The organism is Caballeronia sp. Lep1P3 (assembly GCF_022879595.1).
GTDB lineage: Bacteria > Pseudomonadota > Gammaproteobacteria > Burkholderiales > Burkholderiaceae > Caballeronia.
The window spans coordinates 2440313-2460402 of sequence record NZ_CP084265.1; the positions used below are offsets into that span (position 1 = coordinate 2440313).

Sequence of the window (20090 nt, forward strand, 5' to 3'; positions counted from 1 at the left end):
ACGCTAAGTCTCGCGAAGTAGTATCTGAAGCGTTTTTTTGCGCCGGATACTCATCGTGACCCATCGTATTTACGATAGTAGGTTGCAAAACCGCATTACCGCAACCGGTCAGCGACATAGGTGTTCGGGTGCGCTCGCGTGGTTCGCCCAGCTGACGCTGACTGTAGCGTTAAGCGGATGCGCCTCCTATGCACCCAGGCCTCTTCCTGAGGCGCCGCAATGGTCTTATGACATAGCGACTACCGGCGCTCAATTGACGGTGGACCAGGTGGTCGAGCGGGCACTTAAGCAAAGCCCCGACATCCGGCACGCTGAGCGCGAACTCGATATCGCCACCGCCAAAGAATATGTGGACGGCCTGTTGCCAGACCCAACACTTAGCTTCAGTACGGACCGTCCCGGTGCCGACGGTTTTGTACCTGCGTTCATGGCCGGGCTCAGCTACGAGGTGTCGGCGCTGGTCGACCGCCCAGCGAAGAAGCGAGCGGCGGCCAAATCCAGTGAGAGGCAACAGCTCGCTTTGGAATGGGCGAAATGGCAGGTCGCGAACCGCGCTTATGCACTGTACGTCACTAACGTGAGCCTCGAGCGTCTCGAAGGTGAGGTCGGGCAGCTTGTGGCGTATCAGAGGGACGGTGCCGAACGATTGCAGAAGGCACTCGCGCGCTCCGACGTAACCCGCGACGCAGTCTTGCTGGCGGAAGTAGCGTACGGGGACACCGTGCAGCAGCTAGGCACGCTACGACAGGAACGTCTCAAGGCCGAGCGGGAACTCACCCGGCTGCTTGGCCTTCCGCCGGGGTCGCATTTGACGCTCGCGGCTCCGCCGGAGCCATCGGAAGTCCCGCAGCACCTCATCGTCGGTGCGCTTTTAAACCTTGGCCAGCGTCGGCCCGATTTGCTAGCGCTGCGCGCGGGGTACGACGAACAGGACGAGCGCTATCGCGCAGCGCTCCTTGCACAGTTTCCGCGGCTTGATGTCGGCGTCACAAGAGGCCGCGACACGTCGGCCATCTATACCTCGGGACTTGCCGTCTCTGTGACCCTGCCGCTGTTCAACGGCAACCGGGGCAATATCGCCGTCGAAAAAGCCACCCGGGAGAGCCTTTATCAGGAATACGGGCAACGGCTCGACGACGCATATACGGCCGTCGACGCCATCAGTTCTGAACTGACTTTGCTAACTGAACGTCTTCACAACTCGCAGTCCACCGAAGCCGCACTCAATGCGTCACTGAAGAAGTTACGTGTTGCCTATGCCGCTCGCGACGTGACCTTCCCGGCATTGGCCGACGCTGAAGTCCGGTTGCTGAGTCAACGCGTTGCGACAACAAAACTCGCGAATACGGTCCTTCAACAGCAAGTCGAACTCTGCACCTTGATTGGCGTGAGCGCGATTGACCACCAACCGCTTCAATAGGCCACCTATGCCGTCTGTCCGCCTGCTGGTCTTCGTTGCAGCTATCGGCATCTGTTGCCCCGCACGTCATCCCGCGTTCGCCGAGGACATCGTGACAATGCCTGCGGTCCAGAAGCGCCTTGCATCCACCTTGTCGGCACCGGCCCGTGTGCAGGCGGCATCGAATACCGTACTTAGCGCGCCTACTGCAGGCGTCGTCTCAAGCTTGCGCGTGATTCCGGGTGAAGAAGTGCGGGCTGGGCAAGTGATTGCACGGCTGACCGGTCCCACCATATCGACTGATGCCGCACGTCTTGCCGCGGACCTGAAGTCGGCCCAGGTTCGAGTGACGGCCGCGGCCCAGGCCGCCGCTATCGAACAACAGAAGCTGGAGGAACAGCTCAGTACTCGCGATGCGGTCATTCGCGCACGCGCCGAACTCGACACCGCGCGTCAACAACTTGCAGCGGCGCAGGCAGCATCCCGCGGCTACACCAGTCTCACGACCATTAGTGTGCCGGTCGCCGGGATGGTGGCGGCCGTTAGCGCTGCCGATGGTCAGTACGTGAATGCCGGGCAGACGCTCACGACCATCGCGCCTACCGCCGGCCTCTACGTAGTCGCCGACCTGTTTGGAAGCAATGCCAGCTCGGTTGTGCCGGGAATGAAGGGCGTTTTTCTGCCCGAAGGCAACAATGCAATTGTTCAAGTGGTTGTCCAGCGTGTATCGCGCAGTCTCACCGCTCCGGGTCAGGTGGAAGTCTGGCTCAAAGCTGGACCAGGCTACACCCTTGACCCGGGGGCGGTTGGCAACGTTTCTCTGGTCTTGTCCGATGACAGGCAGGTGGCTATCCCATCAACTGCGCTCATTCTCGACGCCGGTCAATGGTGGGTACTGGTGCGTGACCGGAGCGGCAGCCGTCGCCGCCAGGTCGTTCCGGGCCTGTCGGACGGCGGTTGGACATCAGTCAGGCAAGGTCTCGTGGCGGGCGAACGCGTCGTGACGCAAGACGCCTATCTTCTCTTTCACCAGGACTTTGCTACGCGTTATCAGCAAGCCGATTGACGGCGCTTTCAAAGAAGAACAATGCTCAACGATATCGTCAAGAGGCCGCTACTCTGGGTCATGCTCTACGCAGGGCTGATTGCGTATGGTGTCTACGCGCTGTTGAACATTCACGCGGAAGTGTTGCCGCAGTTCAATATGCCGCAAGTGAGCGTCGTCGCGCAACTGCCGGGCGCAACGACGCTGGACCTGGAGGGGCTGATTGCCCGACCGCTCGAGGCCGAACTATCGTCGCTCGCGTCATTGAGCGACGTGCGGACAGTCATAGGGCAAGGTTCCGTCAAGATTGAAGCGCGATTCTCGGAGGGGACCACCGCAGCAAGTGCGCTCCAGGACGTCAACGGTGTTATCGGACGCATCAACAGTTCGTTACCCAAAGGTACGACTCTGACGACGGAAATCTCCGGCAATGCCATAAATGAGGTGGCGGACTACGCAATCCAGATTCCTGACGGCGTGGACGCGTCCCAAATCCAGCGTATTGTCGAGTCAAATTTCGCACCACGTGTCCGGGCGGTCGCTGGTGTACAACGCGTGTCGGTCGCCGGACCCGGAGCAGATGCGATATGGGTGCGCCCCGACCTTGCAAGGCTGCAGCGTTTCAACGTCTCTGCGTCGGCGCTCGCAGCATCGCTCGACGCGGCGACAGCGATGGTACCGAGCGGGTATGTCAACCTCGGACATCAGGACGTATTCATGGAAGGCAGAAGTCTGCCGACGAGTACCTCCGACTACGCGCGCATGCTCGTCGGGAGCCCTGGCGCCACGTTGCCTTTAGGCGCTGTTGCAGAGGTCATCCGGTCTGCGCTCCCGTCTCATCACTCCGTGAAACTCGATAACCGGCCGACCATTGCTCTAGTTGTTTTCAAGCAACCGGGGGCCTCGACGCTACCTGTCGTCGATGCAGTTGATAAGGCTCTGCAGGAACTCGAACCCCAACTGCCCGGCGGCGCACGCTTCGTGCGAATTTACAGCCAGAGGCACATTGTCGGCGTGGTCGCCTCGGATTTGACCAGGAATCTGGCCATTGGGGCCGTGCTCGCGGTTGGGGTCCTGTTCTGGATGCTTGGCGCGAGTCGCGGAATATGGGCGCTCGCGCTGAGCATTCCGTTGTCGCTGCTGCTCGGTATCGCAGGGCTGTACCTGATGGGACAGACGCTGAATCTGCTGACGTTCGGCGCCCTGTCAGTCGCGGTGGGCCTGCTTGCCGACGACGCCATCATCGTGCTGGAAAGCATCTACCATCGCTGGGAAGCTGGTGATGGCCGGTGGGAAGGCGTTGCTCATGGCTTGCGCGACATAGCCGGTCCAGACATTTCAGGGACGATGACGACCGTCGCGGTATTCCTGCCGCTTGTGTTCGTGGGAGGCCTCGCCGGACTTTTCTTCGTCCCGTTCTCTCTTGCAATGACAGTGAGTCTCATTGCGTCACTACTTATTTCGTTGAGTCTGATTCCGCTTGTGCTGGGATTCATCGGACCGCATATCGGGAAGCGCGTCACATCTGGTTCGCGTGCGGTCGCATGGCTCAAGAGCCGCAACTTGCGCCTGTTCGAAGTTGCGCTGCGTCATCCGCGTGTTTCGCTGTGGTCCTGCATCGCCATTTTCGTGGTCTCGGTGGCTGGGCTTGTGCTGGTGCCCGTCGATTTCCTGCCGCTTCCGAACGAGGCCGTGCTACTCGAAAGTTTTACGCTGCCGCCTGGAACTTCATTACATGACGCCCAGGACGCATCGGACCGCATCACGCAACGATTGATGGGCCTCCCGCCTGTCGCGCACGTGTTTTCCCGCGTCGGGTCTGCTTTGGGAACCTCATACACCGAGCCTGCCTATGCAGGCGAGATTCAGATTGCGCTAAAACCTGATGTGAACGCGAGCAGTCTCGACCGAGTCGGCAAGCAGGTTCTGGATGCTTCAAAGCTCCCGGCGGTCCAGACAGTCATTGGGACACCGACGCTCGAACGGGTGGGTGAAACGCTGTCCGGCCTGCCGCAACCGTTTGTCATCGATGTCTACGGCGATTCGATTGAAGCATTGCAGTCACTGTCGAACGAGGTTACGCGTCGGCTCTCAGGCGTATCCGACCTCTCGGACGTCTTCAACAACGATGCCTATCCCGTAACAGAGTTGCAAATCACGCCCAATCCCGATGGTCTCGCGCTCCACGGCATTACGCCGGCGGCGCTTTTTTCCCAGTTGCACATCCTTCTGGCGGGACAAACGGTCGCCACCGTTCCAGAAGGCAATGGTCACCTGGATGTGTTCGTGAGACTCGCCGACCCCACGCATCTGTCCATCGAGCAGCTCAACCAGCTTCCTGTAATGGCCAATAGGTGGGTTGCGTTGAAAGACGTGGCGTACGTCCGCATGGCGACCGGACCCAACGTCATACGGCATCTGAACGGACTGCGGGCGGTCGAGATTCTGGCGACGCCCACTGCGCCGCTCGGCCAGGTCATTTCAGCGTCAAAGAAGGCCCTCGCGACGCTTCCCTTACCGGCGGGATACGAGGTGAGGTTTGGTGGCCTGTATCCGCAACTCGAACATGCCGCGCTCAATGTTGGCGTGGCAGCCGTAGTTGCTCTCGCGCTGATGCTAGGTATCCTGACACTGCAGTTCGATGGCCTCCTCGTGCCCGGTCTGCTTCTGCTGCAGATGCCGTTGGCGTTCTCCGGGGGAGCTATTGCCCTGGTGGTGAGTGGTGTCGGTCTCAACGCCATCGGTTTGATTGCGTTTCTTACCCTGATTGGAGTGAGCCTGAACCACGGCATCGTCTTGCTGCAGTTGGTAAAGCGAAACGAAGCGCAGGGACTCCCGGTGGTCGAAGCCGTGCGCGGCGCTGTTGACGTGCGCTTCCGGCCGATTCTCCTGACTGTGCTGACAGCCTCACTGGGCCTGCTGCCGACCGCACTCGGTTTCGGTAAAGGCGCCGCCCCTGAACAGGGCCTGGCCATTGTTACGCTGGGCGGTCTGGTCTGGAGCGGTCTGCTAAGTACAAACCTGTTACCGGCGCTTTATGTGTATAGGCGTGAGAAGCAGCGTCGGAAGGTAACCTAGACCAGCTCAGGGCGGAACAACGTCCGATACCATCGGTAGCACTTCATATTGATTTAGCCCCGACGTGCGACCATACCGCCATCGAACCGGACGATTACAGAATCAAAAAGAATGCAGACTAACCTCAAGCCTCGCGCACGCACGCTCAGCCAGATTCCCCATGGCGTCTGGATGCTCGGCTTCGTCAGCATGTTCATGGACATCTCGTCGGAGATTATCCACAGCCTCCTACCGATGTTCCTCGTGACGAGCCTAGGGGCGAGCGCCATGATGGTTGGACTCATTGAAGGTGTCGCGGAAGCGACCGCGCCCATCGTGAAAATATTTTCCGGTGCATTGAGCGACTATCTTGGCAACAGGAAATGGCTCGCTGTCATTGGCTACGGCATGGGTGCGCTCAGCAAGCCGCTTTTTGCACTTGCGCCTACGGCGGGGATTGTCCTGACCGCGCGCGTTGTGGACCGGGTCGGGAAGGGTCTGCGGGGGGCGCCGCGCGACGCGCTAGTGGCGGATATCACTCCGCCGCATCTGCGCGGTGCCGCGTATGGCCTGCGCCAGTCGCTGGACACCGTCGGCGCCTTCATCGGTCCGTTGCTGGGCGTCGTTCTGATGCTGCTTTGGGCAAACGACTTCCGCAGGATATTCTGGGTGGCCGTGATTCCAGGCATCGCCGCCGTGACATTGCTTGTGTTCGGCGTGAGGGAGCCGGAGCGTCAGTCAGGTGCGAAACGCGTCAATCCGTTGAGGCTCGAAAACCTGAAGAAGCTCAGCAAGCCGTACTGGTGGGTTGTATTTGTCGGTGCGGCGTTCACACTCGCACGGTTCAGTGAGGCGTTTCTCGTCCTGCGCGCCATGCAGGGCGGCGTACCCGTGGCGCTGGTGCCGCTCGTCATGGTCGTGATGAACCTGGTGTATGCGGCCTCGGCTTACCCCTTTGGCAAGCTCGCTGACTCGATGAGTCACACCAGACTGCTAGCCATCGGTCTCGTCGTGCTGATTGTGTCGGATGTCGTGCTTGCGCACGGAAGTCACTGGCCAATCGTGCTGCTCGGCGTCGTTCTGTGGGGCCTGCACATGGGGCTCACACAAGGTCTGCTGGCGACCATGGTCGCGCAAGTGGCACCACCCGAACTGAAAGGGACAGCGTTTGGCTTCTTCAATCTCACGACCGGATTGGCAATGCTTGTGGCAAGCCTCGTCGCCGGCGAGCTCTGGGACCGGTTTGGAGCAGGCACAACGTTCTATGCAGGCGCTGGATTCTGTATCGCGACGCTGATTGCGCTCGTCGCGAGGACAACGACGTCTGGCGGTGAAGCATGAACTGGCCTTTGCTCTTCAAGCGCATCGGAATCCGCAACCTGCTCGTTGCTGGCGTACTAGCTGTCGGTGGTACGTGGCTTTTCCTTGGCGTGCTGGAGGATGTCGTTAGCGGGGACCCGCTTGTTACGGTCGACGTCAGGATTCACGCGGCGCTCCAATCTATCCGTTTCCCGCTACTCGACTCGATTATGGTCGCCGCCTCGGAACTGGGCGATGCTGCCGTCACCGTCCCGGTGATTCTCGTCGTCCTTGCGTGGCTCGTTTGGCAAAGGCGGCTGCGGAGCGCCACTTACTGGATACTGGCGACAATGCTTGCACAGGCCTTCGTCGTAACACTGAAGTTTGCCATGCGCCGTGCGCGACCGTCATCAATGTATGAGGGCCTGCAGGGATTTTCCTTTCCCAGTAATCATGCAACGCTGAGCGTGGTCACCTACGGTTTTCTGGCGTTTTTCGTTGCGCGCGCGTGGGGCAGCGCCGCACGGCTGCGTATTGCGACTGCCACCGCGCTGTTTATTCTCCTGATTTCGTTCTCGCGCCTTTATCTCGGCGTGCACTGGTTTTCTGATGTGCTCGCCGGAATCAGCTTCGGTGTGGCGTGGATAGCAACGGCAACTGTGCTACATCACGTAGGTGATGCAAGCCAAAGGGACGCTTCTTCACTCGGCGTGGCGTCCTTCGTCACGTTTGTCATCAGCGCGACGGTGCACATCATCATGCAACACGGTGTGGACATGGCCCTCTACGCCCCCGGGTAGCGTGTGTTGACAACCCTCTTGTTGTCACCGCTTGCGTCGATGCCAGAAGAGCGCATCGTGTGCAGTGCGATTCGAACGTGGTTAATGTCACGCTGAAAGGTTGAGCGTTCAATGCGAGGCGGGGCGCAGCCGTTGGTGAATCAGTCGTCATCGTCAGAGTGGCGATGGCGTTCCCATCCGCGGTGGCGGCCGTGGTCATGCCACCGGCGCCCGTCGCCGTAATCCTCGTCATAGCGGTATCCATAGCCATAGACCGGGGCGGGTGCGTAGACCACTGGCGGCGGAGCCTCGTACACAACAGGCGGCGCAGCATAAACTGACCCTGGCACGCCCAGAAACACGCCGATGTCCGCGTGCGCGAAAGCCGCGCTGGATACGCATGCAGCGGAAATGCCCACTGCCAGAAAAAGGGTAGCGCGTCTCATGGTGTTCTCCTGTCCTGCCCACTTCCGACGGACGCCAGACAATGGTGAAAGGATGCGGATTCTAGGTGTGGCGCGCGGCCGCAGGTGCGGCTGAAATGTCAATTCTGTAACCGGCAGTAACCTGCTTCGGATACTGCCGGTTCCGGCCGCGATTACGATGTGCTCAGCAAGTCGCCCGAGACATGGACGCGCTGTCCGACCTGAACCGGCGGCTGCGTCGAATAATTGAAATTCCGGTAGCTGCCGTCCTGCATTCTTACCTGCACCTGGTAGCTGGTCGCCTTACGCACCGCATGCTCGATGCCGTTACCCGCAAGTCCGCCGCCAACCGCTCCTGCAATCGTGGTCAGAACGCGACCGCGTCCTCCCCCGACCTGATTTCCCAACAGGCCACCAGCGACGGCTCCACCCACGGCTCCCAGCCCCGTTGTTGGTTCGGCTTCCTGAACTGTATTGACGGCGACAACTTCGCCTGCATTCGGGTCGACGGCGACCGGTCTTGGTGCGGGTTGTGCCGGGTTTTGATAGGTATTGTCGTTCTCATACCTCGGAGCCTGTTCGACCGTCGAGCTACGGTGATGATGGACGCGTGGTTGCGCTGACGCGTCCTCATGCGTGACGCGTTGCTCCGTGGCAGCTTGCGGTGAAGTCGCTGGGGCGCTCGAAACTTGAGCGGTCACTGGCGCAGTTGGCGTCGGAGGCGAGGTCGTTGCGCGTGACGTTGGCAGAATGCCCGTCATCGCCGCGATACCCGTAGCGCTGGCCAGGATGACGGCTACGGCAGCACCTGCAACCAGCGGATGGATACGGCTACGTTGCGGTGAACTGGAAGTCAGGTTGGTGCTCATGTCGCGCTCCGTTGAGTGTGTCAGCAAGAACGCCGCAGCCGACAGAACGGTGCACCGGGCCCGTGTGAGATTTGTAAGCAGGTGTAGCGCGTGCCGACGGTTTCCTGGTCAGGGCTCTCTTCGAAGCATCTACTCTGGCAGCATCCGGCGCTCAAGCCACCGCGCCGAACAGAGCGCCGACGCCTGATGACACGCCCATTGCCAGAGCACTCCAGAAGACCACGCGGATAACGCCCGGCCAAACTTTCGCCCCACCAGCTTTCGCTGCCAGGCCGCCCAGGAAAGCCAGGGAAACAAGGGCAGAGACTACGATAGCCGGCAGCAGTACCGAATCGGGCGCGACTGCAGCAACGATAGCCGGCAACGCGGCACCGACCGCAAAGCTGCCGGCAGAAGCCATTGCGGCTTGTAGAGGTCGCGCGGCCGTCACCTCGGAGATGCCAAGCTCATCGCGAGCATGAGCACCGAGAGCGTCATGCACCATCAGCTTTTCGGCAACCTGCCTGGCAAGCGGCAAATCCAGGCCCCTTCGCACATAGATGGCTGCTAGTTCCTGATGCTCGCGCGAGAAGTCGGTATCGAGCTCAGCCCGTTCCTGGGCCAGCGCCGCCTTCTCCGTGTCCGCCTGCGAGGAGACCGACACATATTCCCCTGTCGCCATCGACATGGCTCCCGCAGCTAACCCGGCCACGGCAGTAAGCACTATGCTTCCATGAGCAGTATGTGCGGAGGCTACACCAGCAACGAGGCTCGCCGTTGAAACAATCCCGTCATTGGCGCCCAGTACGGCGGCACGCAACCAGCTGATGGATTCGAGACGGTGCTGTTCCTTGTGTCGCCCTGGCATAGCTCCTCCACGTTTGAAATGTTAATTCACTGACCCACAACGATAGACGCAGAAGCAGCTTGCCTGTGTCGCGACGAGCGCGGCATCAGAGAGGTCTGCCTTGCACAGGTTCGCTTGGCTTATAGGGCATCGTGTGCGCAACAGTTTCCAACCCGTACACCGGGCTCGCCATGAATTCTAAATACGTCGAAGCCCGGCGAGTTGACTGCCACGAGTCAGGCCGTCGCCTTCGATGGCTGCACTTCCACCGTGAGATGCGACAATCCCTTGAAGCGTCCGAGCACCGAATGATAGAAGCGCGAGTCTCGCTCAGGCTCGCCGGTCGAAACCGACACCACCGCACTCATGTGGCCCGGTCCGACCCGCCAGACATGTAGGTCGACAACCTTGTCGCCACGGTCCTCGACGGCGTGACGCACGTTTTCCGCCATGCGCCGGTCCGGATTGATGTCGAGCAGAATTGCACCGGTGTCGCGCATAAGTCCGTAAGACCAGTTGGCTATCACCAGTGCCCCGATGATGCCCGCCAGCGGGTCCATCCAGAGCCAGCCGAAGGAGCGCGCCAGTACAAGACCCAGAATCGCCAGTACGGATACCGCCGCGTCCGCCATTACATGCATATAGGCGGAACGGATATTATGGTCCCTACTTACAGCCTCATGCGTATCGTGGTCGTGTGCATGCTCGGCGAACTCGACGTGGTGGTCACCATCAGGCAAACGCACAATGGCCTGGAATGAGTGCGGCTCCGGGATGTCATCTTTAGATTCCAGGTAGCCATCACGGTCCGCCATGGCAAAGACCTGACGCGCCCCATCTGGCCGGACGGTCGTGATAGTCGTCGTTGATGCGACCATGCGCGAGCCCGGTGATTCCTGCGTAATCCGGAAGACGGGCGGCACGCCGTCCTCAAAAATTGAGACGGCGAATACGCCGGAAGGGGCGACAATCTTCTGCCCTTCTTCTTCGTGAGCGTGGTCGTCATGGCCATGCCCATGTCCATGGTTATGGCCGTGGCTATGGCCGTGATGGTCGCCGCTCAGAAGCCAGACACTCGCGAGGTTGACCAGCAAGCCGACCACTGCGATGGGAATCGCCTCGCCGAAATGGATAGGAATCGGCGCAAGAAATCGGGAGACCGCCTCGTAACCAATCAGCAGGGCAATCATTGCCAGTACGATGGCGCTGGTAAATCCGGCCAGGTCGCCGAGCTTGCCCGTGCCGAACACGAAGCGCGAATCAGTGGCATGTCTGCGCGCGTATGTGTAGGCAAGTGCTGCAATCAGCATCGCGCCCGCATGCGTCGACATATGCAGTCCATCGGCGACGAGCGCAAGCGACCCGAACATACTGCCGCCAACGATTTCAACCAGCATCATGGCACTGCACAGCGCAATCACGGCCCACGTCTTTCGCTCGTTCTTTTCGTGACCAGCGCCAAGGAAGATGTGGTCGTGCCCTGCGCCGAACGCGGCGTCTTCGAAATCATTCATTTCCAACCCAGTTACTTGAAATAGCTGTGAACAACTTCGATGAGTTGTTCCATGGCGCTCTCGCCGTGTTCCCCGCCGTTTTCAGCATCGACAAGGTGGTTCCGGATGTGGTCTTCCAACACAACTGCCAACAGGCCGTTCATGGCTCCCCTACAACTCGTAATCCGCTGCAGGACGTCTGCGCAACCGTGTTCTTCCTCCAGTGCCCGCTCGATGGCTTCAACCTGCCCCTTGATACGGCGAACCCTGTTGAGAAGCTTATGTTTTTCCTGAACCGTGTGACTCATTGCGCTCTCTCCCTACCCCCACCGGGTATATTAGCGTCCACGTTACCATAGGGGGGTGGGGTATTGTCCGGGCCACCGCTCACGCGGTCAACTACCGAAGGGATACGGCGCAAAGGGCCAGCGCGCGGTGACCGCAGTACGCATCAATGCACACCGGGAGAAGCCGAAGTCCCAGCGCAAGTCGTGAGCCATCGAGGCCCGACATTGCCGCGTTCGTCGTCGACTTGAAAGCGGCCCTTGGCGCGCGGCAAAGCGACGAAGCCATCCGCTGCGGTAAGGCTGGAGACCCAAGGTCCCACGTATGCGAAAATGGCCATACCGTTGGCACAGCGAGCTCGCTGACTTCAAATGCATGGCTCGTCACCGGGAGCCATTCGGGACCGCCACTGTTGCGCCGGCTGTGACAGAGGGTGCATGAATCAGGCGATGGCTCGCAAACAGTGGCAGCAGCGAGAAGCAGGAAAGTGCAAATCGTGAGAAAACTTGGACTTGCGTTACTGACCGCGGCATTGGCGCCGGCGGCTTTCGGGGCCGGCACATATTCGGAAGTGTGGAATCCGCCTGAGGCGCGCGCGACTGCCCCGCATAGGGCCGGTACTCCACACAGGCTCGCAGTACGACGTCACGTGGCCTTGCACGCGAAGAAGCTCCATTCGCCGCGCGCGTTAGCAACTGCTCCACGGCTCGTGGCGAAGCAGGGCAACACGCAGAAGACCTTGCTGAAGGACGAACCGGACATGTCTGGGATTCCGCGGCAAACCACGCCGGAAGGCAACGTGCTTCGCGTGAGAGGCCACGCGGCATCCGTACAGGTTATCCGCTGATGCAGTCGCAAAGCTACCACGGCTACGATGTCTGGGGGCACGCCATCCCAGAGCAGGAGGGCATCCTGCAGCCGGAGCGCTATGCAGCGAGCGGAACCATCACGCTTGGCGGTAAGTTAATCCATGCTTCGGGTGTCCTTGGTCACTTTGGAAGTGAAGAGGAAGCCGAGCTAGCAGGCCTGGACTGGGCCCTCGCATGGGTCGATGCGCACACCTAGAGTCGCCGCCTGCTCTGCGCTCCGTAATGCGTTGTACCGTGCGAGGGTCGAGCTAGTTTCTCGCTGTGCATGAGGCTTCCTTTGAGCATCCGCAGGATGCGATTGCCTGACCCAAAAAGAGTCCCGTCCATAGAATGGCTTGAATGTCCGAAGAGACTCTTCGATGATACGAATGAGTAAAGACATATCTAGCGAATGAGGTTTTAACCTTTGTCTGGCGCCTTGGCTTTAGGTGAGCGCCATCTCTTTGCACTTCGGCTCGCCAATGCCCCGGACTTCGCGATAGCACAGCGCAGGAAGCTCGCCTACGGGGTTCCCTCGTGCATGGTCGCCCCCCAAAGGCAAAAAATGCAGAAAGCGTCGCGTGAACCTGGCTTAAACGCGCGTTCACCAGCATCCAGCGTCGGACAGATGTGTGAGGCAGTGCTGATAGATTTGTCGTGCAACGGGCGACCGGAAATCGAGGCGCAGGTTTTCGCAGAACAGCGCCTTCACCGATTTGAGCGTCACGGCGGAGCCTAGCGTCGTTTCCAGGTGTCGGGCGATATTGTGAGCGCGGGCAGAAAGCATCACCCGCTGCATGACGTCAGCTCCTCCGCCATTTGTACTGAGCCAAAGCATCGTCGACTCAACCACATGCTCGACGGACAGCCACTCGCCCGTCATGTGCCGCGCAAGTAGGTGCGATGCGACGAGGTAGGCGAGCAATTCGGCGCGAGCGCGCAGGTCCAGATTAAGTGGGTTGCTCATCGCGGAGACGTACCTCCGACACATCGATGTGACATTGTAGACCGGCCACTTGGCGCACGACCATCTTGCACGAAGAGCCAGACCATTGACGGTCGCCGTTCTCAAGCACCGGGCTTGCATTGCCGCGCGTGCAGCGCTTCCCTTGTATTTATAGCGCGACGCACGGCCAACGCTTCCTGTCTTCGGCAATCATCTATATGCGGGGTCCTTGCAATTATTGGCAGCGGAGAACTCGCTCGTCGTCCGTTCCATTCGCCAGATTGCCTTGCCCGCACGTTTCGGATGTTCCGCAAAGTACCGGTTGCGCTCTGAGAAATAACGGTCAATAGCCGCCTTCGCAGCATCGGTGGACGCATAGTCACTGTTGTGGATGATGGCGCGCGCCATCCCACTGAAGACTGACTCGATGACGTTGAGAAACTGGGCACTCGCAGGCAAAGGTGCGAGTTCAAGAATCGGCTGATGACGCAATTGCGCTGACTCATTGAGCTCAGCGATGAACGCCGACAGTTTCTTTGAAAGGTGCCATGAAGCGGCGTCCCACGAGAGATACAGCTTGTGCACATCACCGTACTTTTCGAGCAGGACAGTTGCCATGCGAATCATCTCGTCGGTGTTCTTGGCCCCGGAGTAGAAATGCGTCACCTGGTTGGACGAAAGTTCAAGCGCGGCCGTACAAATCAGACAACCCTTCGATTTCTGCCATTGTGGAACGCTCGGCTGAACATCAGGAGCAGTTAGTGCGCGCCCCGGCTTCATAGTGACGGAGAACGGCCCGAATTCGTCGATGGAGAAGAACCGTTCGTCGGGCTGGAGATTCGCTAGCGTCGACCGGATGTGGTCCAGCTTTTCCTGGTACTTCGAGTCGGTACTCGTGAGAATGACCTTGGCGGATTTCCAGCGATAGCCAGCGCGCCGCATTATAGAGCGGATGGCATCCTTACCAGCATGATGGCCTCGCTCTGCCAGAACGCGGCGCAGGTCGTCCATCTTCCATGTGGTTCGGTTAATGTCCGAAGCAGAGGGCGGCTCGTGCAGAAGCGTGAAGACTGCGCTCTGCAGCGCCTCGCTATCGTCAATGCGGGACCGACTCGCTTTCGCGAACAGCGATTCACATCCGCCAGCTTTGTACGCACGTAGGTAAGTGCTAACAGCCCCGCGGCTGATGGCCAGATGCGTTGCGATTTGACGCGCAGAAAAGCCGGCTTCGTGGGCGAGCGCGGTAAGGGATTTATGGCGCTGGCTTTTTCGCACCGGCAAAAGCATCGTCATCAGTTTGTCCTGTCGCACGCCGTCCCCGCCTTCGGGCGCATAGACGACACCCTGCTCGACCCGGTACATCCAGTTCTGCCATCGCTGCCGGCTTCGCGCCTCGGAATCTGTCGCCGGAGTTTCGATGCCCCACATGCGCAGTCGGCGCCCGACAGCTTCCTCGAACCTGTCATTGCCATCTGCCGCAAACATGTCACGCAAAAACCGCGCTGCCTGGCGTTCGGTGAGCGAACGTACGACGCGTTGAACGCAGGTCCACGGAGCGGTAATTGGCTGGTCGATGACAGGCTGTCGTTCGTTGACGCACTTCCGATGGTAGCCCGGAGGAAATTCGAGACGAACCATTTTGCGAACTGTGTTCCGGCTTATGGCTTCGGCATTGGCGACGTGCCGAACAGATTCACTCTTGATGAGGACGCGCGCGCGTATTCGCGTCCATTCTTTAGTGTCTGAATACATTAGCCGCTTCCTTGCAACGGACGAAACGCCGTACGTCACAATCTTGCGCCTTTGTCCTGCGCTACGTCTACGTCTACGCCGTACGTCACTCTACAGAGCGTTAAAATGAAAGAGCAAAGGGATAGATAGCGAACGGCCCCGACGTTTGCTCGCGCCCGCGTTTTCGAAGGCCAGGAACCGTCGGGCTGACCGCGATGCAGTGGCGGGAGCGGAAGATTGGCGCCGGTTGACAGCGTCTAGTGTCTTCCCCATCATCGGGCACAGCACGAGGAAATCCGCTCATTCCGCACGGCGCTGATGAGATGAACCAGACTGTCCAAAATTCCCGCCCCCGTTTTGTCACCCGGCGTTCGCCGGTGCATGGACGCGGGCTGTTCGCCAACCGCGCCCTCGCCGCTGGAGAACTCATCTGCGAATACAAAGGCGCGCGTGTCGGTTGGCGTGAAGTGCTGCGCCGGTGTGCCCGCGACACCTCAGAATCAGACCATACGTTTTACTTCGATTTGGGCTATGGCACCGTCATCGACGGCGGCGAAGGCGGCAATAACGCACGGTGTGGCTCAATCACGGATGCGTGCCGAATTGCGAAGCCGAAATCCTGGACGGCGAGTGTTTTTCCGCGCGCTGCGGGATATATCGCCGGGTGAAGAGCTGACCATCGACTACGCGCTGTTCGTCGAAGCCCGACACACCGCCGAAATCCGGGAGCGCTTCCGGTGTCACTGCGCCGCACCCGGCTGTCGTGGCACGATGCTGCAGAAACAAATAACCGGCCGCCGGGAGGCTGTGGGATGAATCAGCTCGCTGTACCTTGCACGCAACCACCTGACGACAACTGACCTGAATGGGTGACGCTCCCGCGACGAGTTCACGGGATTGCGCAGGACGTAGTGCACATAGACAATGTCCAACCGACTGCCATTATTCCGGTGCGGCTTTTCACCGACACGATGACCGTCAACTATGCGGATTCACTGGTCGCGATAATATTGCACAGATGTCTGCAGGCGGCATAAGCCGACAGCGACGATTAACCCAGTGCTCCCAGCAGCTTCATGAAGTTGCGCTTGGCGCGATACGTCTGCCGAACGGTCTCGAGTTCATCGGCAAACACAACCTGCTCGTTCAGCTCGGCCCGCAACTTCCCGATGGTGCGCACGATGCCGAACGCTTCGTCATATCGGGCGTTTCGTGTTCCGCTCTCCGCTGCGATTGGGAGCAGGCGGTGATACAGCGCAATAGCGTCGCGCGGATGGGTCTTACCGCGCACGGCCGCCATCGTTGCCCACATGTTTACCGCCACTGGACCTCCGCAAAACGCCTCCCACGCGGTCTCGCTGTCGCGCTCGGCAAGAAAGACCTTGACCAGTTCGGTGCGGCTCGGCGTTTGCCAGTGGCTGGGCTTTGCTTTGGTCGGCGCCTCTTCAGCGCGAACGAGACTCCATAGATGATTGAGCGCGCGCTCACGCGTCGCCTCAAGCCGGGCCGTGGTCCTGGCGACATCCATTAGCGCCGCAAACGCTTCCGCAACGGGGCGCATCTCGAAGCGTTGCCACGCGAATGCATCAGCTTTCGCGTATTCATTGCGACGCAGGTACTCTTGAATGCAGAAATCAAGCAGACGCTGGTCCAGGTTCTGTCCGGATTCCTTGAGACCGCGCTCGCCCCACGCAAGACCATCGTCGTGACGCCCGTGCTTTGCACAAAGCTCTGCGACCAGCAAAAAGCGGTAGGGACTCGACAGGTCCTTCGACCGAATGACAATCAGTGCATCGACATCACCGTCATTTTCCGCGAGCCTCTCCATCGCCCGCTCCAGTCGCATCCGCAGCGGGTCGAACGAGCTACGGAATTCTTTGCTCGGAGCCAGTGGCGGCAGCGCGTCCCACCCCCTCTCAACGAGTTCGCGGTACCTCCGCAGTCCGGTATCGCCTAACGGTTCGACATAAGCTGGCAATACGTCGTAGAACGTGTCCCATACTCCTTCGGTCTGGAAGTGAAAGAGGCGCTCGGCGAGCTTCGTTGGGTCTGGCCGGGTTTGCCGACACGCTTCCAGGTGTACGGCCGCTAGCTCAAGAATCCCTGGCATCACATCCCCGCCAGAATCGTCTATCTGTTCAAGACTCTTCTCCGCGCCGGAAATCGCCAACTCTGCGAGGTCGACCACCTGGGCAGCCTGAGGACCGCCGAGCCGCTGCCGCAGCATGTCCGCGAGCGACATCAGGCCATCGCCATATGCGCCGGCCTCTCGCCAGTCGAGAGGCCGCGAAACGCGCGTCGCCTGACGGACCGCTGTCTTCATGCTCGGCAGGTCACTGGCCGCCGCGGCGCGCGCAGCAAAGAGCAGTCTGTCGCGTAGCGCCATGTCGCGCTCGACTGCTTCCAGCAGGAGTTCGCGCAAGGAGCCTTCGTTCAGCGTCGCAACGTATTCCTGAATCTGCTCCTCGTACGTCTTGCGCTTCTTGCGGGGTTTCGCAGGCTCGACGTCGTTGGCGTGGAACACTTCCTCACCCGTGTTCTCCAGCCACGAAAGTGCGACTGCGACGGCATGCTTGCAGAACATGCCGTCCGCGCCGACCGGGCAGTCGCATTCGTACGTCAGCTCGCCGTCGTCACCTACGGCAAGCTCAACGCTGTACCGATGCGTGCCACGGACATTGGCTCGAAGGACGCCATCTCGCTCCTCGAGGCGCGATACGGCGCCCTCGTGGAAGTACGCCTTGCCGCGAGCGAACGCTTTCGTGTCCACGAGCGACTGGATTTCTTCGAGGGTAAGGACATCGTGAAGCGGAGAAGTGTTGGGCATCGTGCGCCTCTATCGACCTGTGCTACTGACCATTCTAGCCTGACAGCCAAAGCGTCCTTGTTGTAGAACGTCTATGCAGCACCGTGCGTGCTGGAGTCAACGGACGTCGTGTTTTCATCGGACAGTGATTGCGCGCGAAGAAAAAAGCCCTTGTTTTAAGGACTTTTCCGCTTGCGTTGACTGCGAACCGTTGATACGCTTGCCGCCAGCTTAAGTCGACGCATGTGTCGAGCGCTTCGCCTCGAGGTGTTTCGTCTTAAGCGGCTAACCATCCCAAAAAAGGAAACCACATGGCAACAAAGACCGCGAAAGCCCCGGCCAAAAAGGCTGCGACGAAGACCGTAGCGAAGAAGGCTACCGCACCGGTAAAGAAAGCTACTGCCGGGAGCAGCAGCCTGAAGCCGCTGAAGGACACGTTCACGAAGGCGTCGCTAGCGACCCACGTCGCTACGCAAGCAGGCGTCGAGCCGAAGCAGGCAAAGGCCGTCCTGGCAGCACTGGAAGACACTATTCTCGGCGCTGTTCACAAAAAGGGCGCCGGTGAGTTTACGCTGTCGGGCCTTCTTAAAATCGGTGTCCAGCAAGTGCCAGCAAAGAAGAGGCGCTTTGGCAAGGACCCATTCACGGGTGAAGACCGCTGGTTTGATGCCAAGCCGGCGACAGTGCGTTTGAAAGTGCGCCCGCTCAAAAAGCTGAAGGATGCGGCAGCTTAACGACTACGTCGCTGCTTACAGAAGCCCGCTTTCATGCGGGCTTTTTGATGGCATCTCCGACGTAACGCGGTCCGAGCTCGCTACGGTACCTGTGCCCCAATGGCAACCCAACGCCTGCGTGTTCCCCATTGCTGACTGAGCCTTCCGACGTCCGGGACTGCGGTAGGTCAAACGCATACCGCAGCATTGGGTTCACACCTATACTTTCGATGACTTCAACGAATTGAAGTGCGTACCAAATGTCGAATCTTGCCATCAGTTCGCTTCCGCAGGTACAGGCTCGTGCACATCTCATCGCCGACCGGATTGACCTCAAGAACTTCAAAATCACGGATTCACTCGCCACCACGCCTCTGACCGTAACGGTAGGGGGCACTGACGGCATCGCCGTTCTTTTCAGGTACGGCGTCGTCGTGCTTTTTGGTGTGTCGCTTGGTGATGAACAACGGTTTCTCTCCTCGTTAGCTCAGTTGCTGTACAACGCCTACCGGCGACCTCAGCTCGAAGAAATCGCCATCCAGAGCGGCAAGACGAACGTTGGTGTGCAAGGCGGTGCAGTCTGGCTCGACGCGCTGACGTTGGAAAAGGCTCAGGTGATAGCGGACAGCCTCAGTAAAAGCCTTGTGCTGTCGATGTACGAAGACAAGACCGCGAGCGAGTTCGATAGCATCATTCCGTTGGCATCGGAACTGGCAAGAACAGGAAAGGTGAGCGCGGACGCCAAAACGCTACTCTCAAAAATTGGCGGGATGCTCCTAATCGAACACCGCATGGTCGGCCGGGCTGAAATCGGTGACAAGCCGGAGACTCTTTGGGAACACCCGGAGCTCGGCGGCCTCTATGCACTATTGGAGGACGAATACGAACTGCACGAGCGACAAGCCGCGCTTGAACGCAAGCTGCAGCTCATTTCTGGAACTGCGCAAACCCTGGCAGAAATCGCGGAAACCAAGCACGTTCATCGCCTCGAATGGTATGTCATAGGGCTTATTGCCCTTGAAATCGTGATTGGTTTGGCGGACCTGGCGCATAAGTTCTTTTTCTGAGCCATCCACTTGTCTTTCTTCCGCCTTTCTTTCTTTGCGCGTTGAAAGAGTTAGGCCAAGCAATGCTATTCGCTCTGCTTAGCGAATCATGTTGACTTCGGTTTAAAGCAACACATAAAATTCGCGCATCTTCACAAAAGGGGCCGACGCCTTGGAATTCTGTAGTAGTCGACTTTCGAACAGTTTCGCTGCCTGACCGGCAGGACGCCCGCGCTCTCATTCTTAGCCGCCGTCTTGCCAGCAGGCAAACGGTGCGCGCCGCAGTTATCCATCCCGTGTACCTAGACTAGCGCCATTCAGTCGCAGCGATTACGCGCGCCCGTGCAGCACCGCGTTGCGCGCGTGAGCTCGCGGGGAGCGTTCGTTCCCTGTTGTAAGAGAAGCCGTGTCGCCCACCGGTCCATCAGACTGGCAGGGACGACTCGCGCAGGACGGCTCGCGAGACTAAGCCGGACCTCATCCAGTCTTGTGCGCATGCGATGCTCAGCCCGTTTCCAAACCA

The 20090-nt window shown here is 59.6% G+C and carries 18 protein-coding genes; 10 read left to right on the top strand and 8 right to left on the bottom strand.

Features of this window, described 5'->3' with window-relative positions; all coding sequences use genetic code 11:
* Positions 1-55 precede the first annotated feature (55 nt).
* The 5 genes from LDZ27_RS11480 to LDZ27_RS11500 all read left to right on the top strand — a co-directional run bounded on the left by LDZ27_RS11480 (position 56) and on the right by LDZ27_RS11500 (position 7600).
* Complete coding sequence (locus LDZ27_RS11480) at positions 56-1420, top strand: TolC family protein (RefSeq protein ID WP_244814198.1); 1365 nt, start codon at positions 56-58, stop codon at positions 1418-1420.
* Positions 1398-2465 carry an efflux RND transporter periplasmic adaptor subunit gene (locus LDZ27_RS11485; protein WP_244814199.1) on the top strand — a complete coding sequence of 356 codons (1068 nt, stop codon included), beginning with the start codon at positions 1398-1400 and terminating at the stop codon, positions 2463-2465. Before LDZ27_RS11480 ends, LDZ27_RS11485 begins: the two co-directional genes overlap by 23 nt.
* Before the next feature lie 21 nt (positions 2466-2486).
* Positions 2487-5522 carry an efflux RND transporter permease subunit gene (locus LDZ27_RS11490; RefSeq protein WP_244814200.1) on the top strand — a complete coding sequence of 1012 codons (3036 nt, stop codon included), beginning with the start codon at positions 2487-2489 and terminating at the stop codon, positions 5520-5522.
* 111 nt (positions 5523-5633) lie between these two features.
* Positions 5634-6842, top strand: coding sequence for an MFS transporter (locus LDZ27_RS11495; protein ID WP_244814201.1), 1209 nt, complete (start codon positions 5634-5636; stop codon positions 6840-6842).
* A complete protein-coding gene (locus LDZ27_RS11500) occupies positions 6839-7600 on the top strand; it encodes a phosphatase PAP2 family protein (RefSeq protein WP_244814202.1) in 762 nt (253 codons plus the stop codon). Before LDZ27_RS11495 ends, LDZ27_RS11500 begins: the two co-directional genes overlap by 4 nt.
* Before the next feature lie 140 nt (positions 7601-7740).
* Here LDZ27_RS11500 and LDZ27_RS11505 read toward each other — a convergent pair whose 3' ends face one another.
* The 5 genes from LDZ27_RS11505 to LDZ27_RS11525 form a co-directional block, all read right to left on the bottom strand.
* Positions 7741-8025 carry a hypothetical protein gene (locus LDZ27_RS11505; protein ID WP_244814203.1) on the bottom strand — a complete coding sequence of 95 codons (285 nt, stop codon included), beginning with the start codon at positions 8023-8025 and terminating at the stop codon, positions 7741-7743.
* 152 nt (positions 8026-8177) lie between these two features.
* The gene (locus LDZ27_RS11510) at positions 8178-8873 is read right to left on the bottom strand and encodes a glycine zipper 2TM domain-containing protein (protein ID WP_244814204.1); all 696 of its coding nucleotides are present in this window, start codon (positions 8871-8873) and stop codon (positions 8178-8180) included.
* Between the two features lie 151 nt (positions 8874-9024).
* Positions 9025-9720 (bottom strand): VIT family protein, encoded by a 696-nt coding sequence (locus LDZ27_RS11515; RefSeq protein ID WP_244814205.1) that lies wholly within the window; start codon positions 9718-9720, stop codon positions 9025-9027.
* A gap of 215 nt (positions 9721-9935) precedes the next feature.
* On the bottom strand, positions 9936-11213 hold the full coding sequence (gene dmeF, locus LDZ27_RS11520; RefSeq protein WP_244814206.1) for a CDF family Co(II)/Ni(II) efflux transporter DmeF: 1278 nt from the start codon (positions 11211-11213) through the stop codon (positions 9936-9938).
* Between the two features lie 11 nt (positions 11214-11224).
* The gene (locus tag LDZ27_RS11525; protein ID WP_244814207.1) at positions 11225-11500 is read right to left on the bottom strand and encodes a metal/formaldehyde-sensitive transcriptional repressor; all 276 of its coding nucleotides are present in this window, start codon (positions 11498-11500) and stop codon (positions 11225-11227) included.
* 823 nt (positions 11501-12323) lie between these two features.
* On the opposite strand from LDZ27_RS11525, the gene LDZ27_RS11530 reads away from it, so the two are divergent.
* Entirely contained in the window at positions 12324-12542 is a 219-nt protein-coding gene (locus tag LDZ27_RS11530) for a hypothetical protein (protein WP_244814208.1), read from the top strand.
* A gap of 387 nt (positions 12543-12929) precedes the next feature.
* Here the strand turns inward: LDZ27_RS11530 and LDZ27_RS11535 are convergent, their stop codons facing one another.
* Positions 12930-13292 carry a hypothetical protein gene (locus LDZ27_RS11535; RefSeq protein WP_244814209.1) on the bottom strand — a complete coding sequence of 121 codons (363 nt, stop codon included), beginning with the start codon at positions 13290-13292 and terminating at the stop codon, positions 12930-12932.
* 189 nt (positions 13293-13481) lie between these two features.
* On the bottom strand, positions 13482-15023 hold the full coding sequence (locus LDZ27_RS11540; protein ID WP_244814210.1) for an IS630 family transposase: 1542 nt from the start codon (positions 15021-15023) through the stop codon (positions 13482-13484).
* A gap of 302 nt (positions 15024-15325) precedes the next feature.
* Between LDZ27_RS11540 and LDZ27_RS11545 the strand changes: the two genes are divergently transcribed.
* Positions 15326-15670: an SET domain-containing protein gene (locus tag LDZ27_RS11545; protein ID WP_370653307.1), complete on the top strand. Its 345-nt coding sequence runs from the start codon at positions 15326-15328 to the stop codon at positions 15668-15670.
* Complete coding sequence (locus LDZ27_RS29015; RefSeq protein WP_370653308.1) at positions 15594-15818, top strand: SET domain-containing protein-lysine N-methyltransferase; 225 nt, start codon at positions 15594-15596, stop codon at positions 15816-15818. Before LDZ27_RS11545 ends, LDZ27_RS29015 begins: the two co-directional genes overlap by 77 nt.
* A 235-nt stretch (positions 15819-16053) precedes the next feature.
* Here the strand turns inward: LDZ27_RS29015 and LDZ27_RS11550 are convergent, their stop codons facing one another.
* Positions 16054-17829, bottom strand: coding sequence for an SWIM zinc finger domain-containing protein (locus LDZ27_RS11550; RefSeq protein WP_244814211.1), 1776 nt, complete (start codon positions 17827-17829; stop codon positions 16054-16056).
* A 290-nt stretch (positions 17830-18119) separates the two neighbouring features.
* Between LDZ27_RS11550 and LDZ27_RS11555 the strand changes: the two genes are divergently transcribed.
* Both LDZ27_RS11555 and LDZ27_RS11560 read left to right on the top strand, forming a co-directional pair.
* Positions 18120-18542, top strand: coding sequence for an HU family DNA-binding protein (locus LDZ27_RS11555; RefSeq protein ID WP_244814212.1), 423 nt, complete (start codon positions 18120-18122; stop codon positions 18540-18542).
* Positions 18543-18781: 239 nt separating this feature from the next.
* Positions 18782-19588, top strand: a complete 807-nt coding sequence (locus LDZ27_RS11560) for an RMD1 family protein (protein WP_244814213.1) — start codon at positions 18782-18784, stop codon at positions 19586-19588.
* Positions 19589-20090 lie beyond the last annotated feature (502 nt).

Excerpts from the sequence above, each read along its gene's own strand:
- LDZ27_RS29015 (WP_370653308.1), top strand. The coding sequence starts at position 15,594 with ATGCGTGCCGAATTGCGAAGCCGAAATCCTGGACGGCGAGTGTTTTTC.
- LDZ27_RS11555 (WP_244814212.1), top strand. The coding sequence starts at position 18,120 with ATGGCAACAAAGACCGCGAAAGCCCCGGCCAAAAAGGCTGCGACGAAG.
- LDZ27_RS11510 (WP_244814204.1), bottom strand. The coding sequence starts at position 8,873 with ATGAGCACCAACCTGACTTCCAGTTCACCGCAACGTAGCCGTATCCAT.
- LDZ27_RS11535 (WP_244814209.1), bottom strand. The coding sequence starts at position 13,292 with ATGAGCAACCCACTTAATCTGGACCTGCGCGCTCGCGCCGAATTGCTC.
- LDZ27_RS11515 (WP_244814205.1), bottom strand. The coding sequence starts at position 9,720 with ATGCCAGGGCGACACAAGGAACAGCACCGTCTCGAATCCATCAGCTGG.
- LDZ27_RS11530 (WP_244814208.1), top strand. The coding sequence starts at position 12,324 with ATGCAGTCGCAAAGCTACCACGGCTACGATGTCTGGGGGCACGCCATC.
- LDZ27_RS11560 (WP_244814213.1), top strand. The coding sequence starts at position 18,782 with ATGTCGAATCTTGCCATCAGTTCGCTTCCGCAGGTACAGGCTCGTGCA.
- LDZ27_RS11540 (WP_244814210.1), bottom strand. The coding sequence starts at position 15,023 with ATGTATTCAGACACTAAAGAATGGACGCGAATACGCGCGCGCGTCCTC.
- LDZ27_RS11525 (WP_244814207.1), bottom strand. The coding sequence starts at position 11,500 with ATGAGTCACACGGTTCAGGAAAAACATAAGCTTCTCAACAGGGTTCGC.
- LDZ27_RS11505 (WP_244814203.1), bottom strand. The coding sequence starts at position 8,025 with ATGAGACGCGCTACCCTTTTTCTGGCAGTGGGCATTTCCGCTGCATGC.
- LDZ27_RS11550 (WP_244814211.1), bottom strand. The coding sequence starts at position 17,829 with ATGCCCAACACTTCTCCGCTTCACGATGTCCTTACCCTCGAAGAAATC.
- LDZ27_RS11545 (WP_370653307.1), top strand. The coding sequence starts at position 15,326 with ATGAACCAGACTGTCCAAAATTCCCGCCCCCGTTTTGTCACCCGGCGT.
- dmeF (WP_244814206.1), bottom strand. The coding sequence starts at position 11,213 with ATGAATGATTTCGAAGACGCCGCGTTCGGCGCAGGGCACGACCACATC.
- LDZ27_RS11495 (WP_244814201.1), top strand. The coding sequence starts at position 5,634 with ATGCAGACTAACCTCAAGCCTCGCGCACGCACGCTCAGCCAGATTCCC.
- LDZ27_RS11500 (WP_244814202.1), top strand. The coding sequence starts at position 6,839 with ATGAACTGGCCTTTGCTCTTCAAGCGCATCGGAATCCGCAACCTGCTC.
- LDZ27_RS11490 (WP_244814200.1), top strand. The coding sequence starts at position 2,487 with ATGCTCAACGATATCGTCAAGAGGCCGCTACTCTGGGTCATGCTCTAC.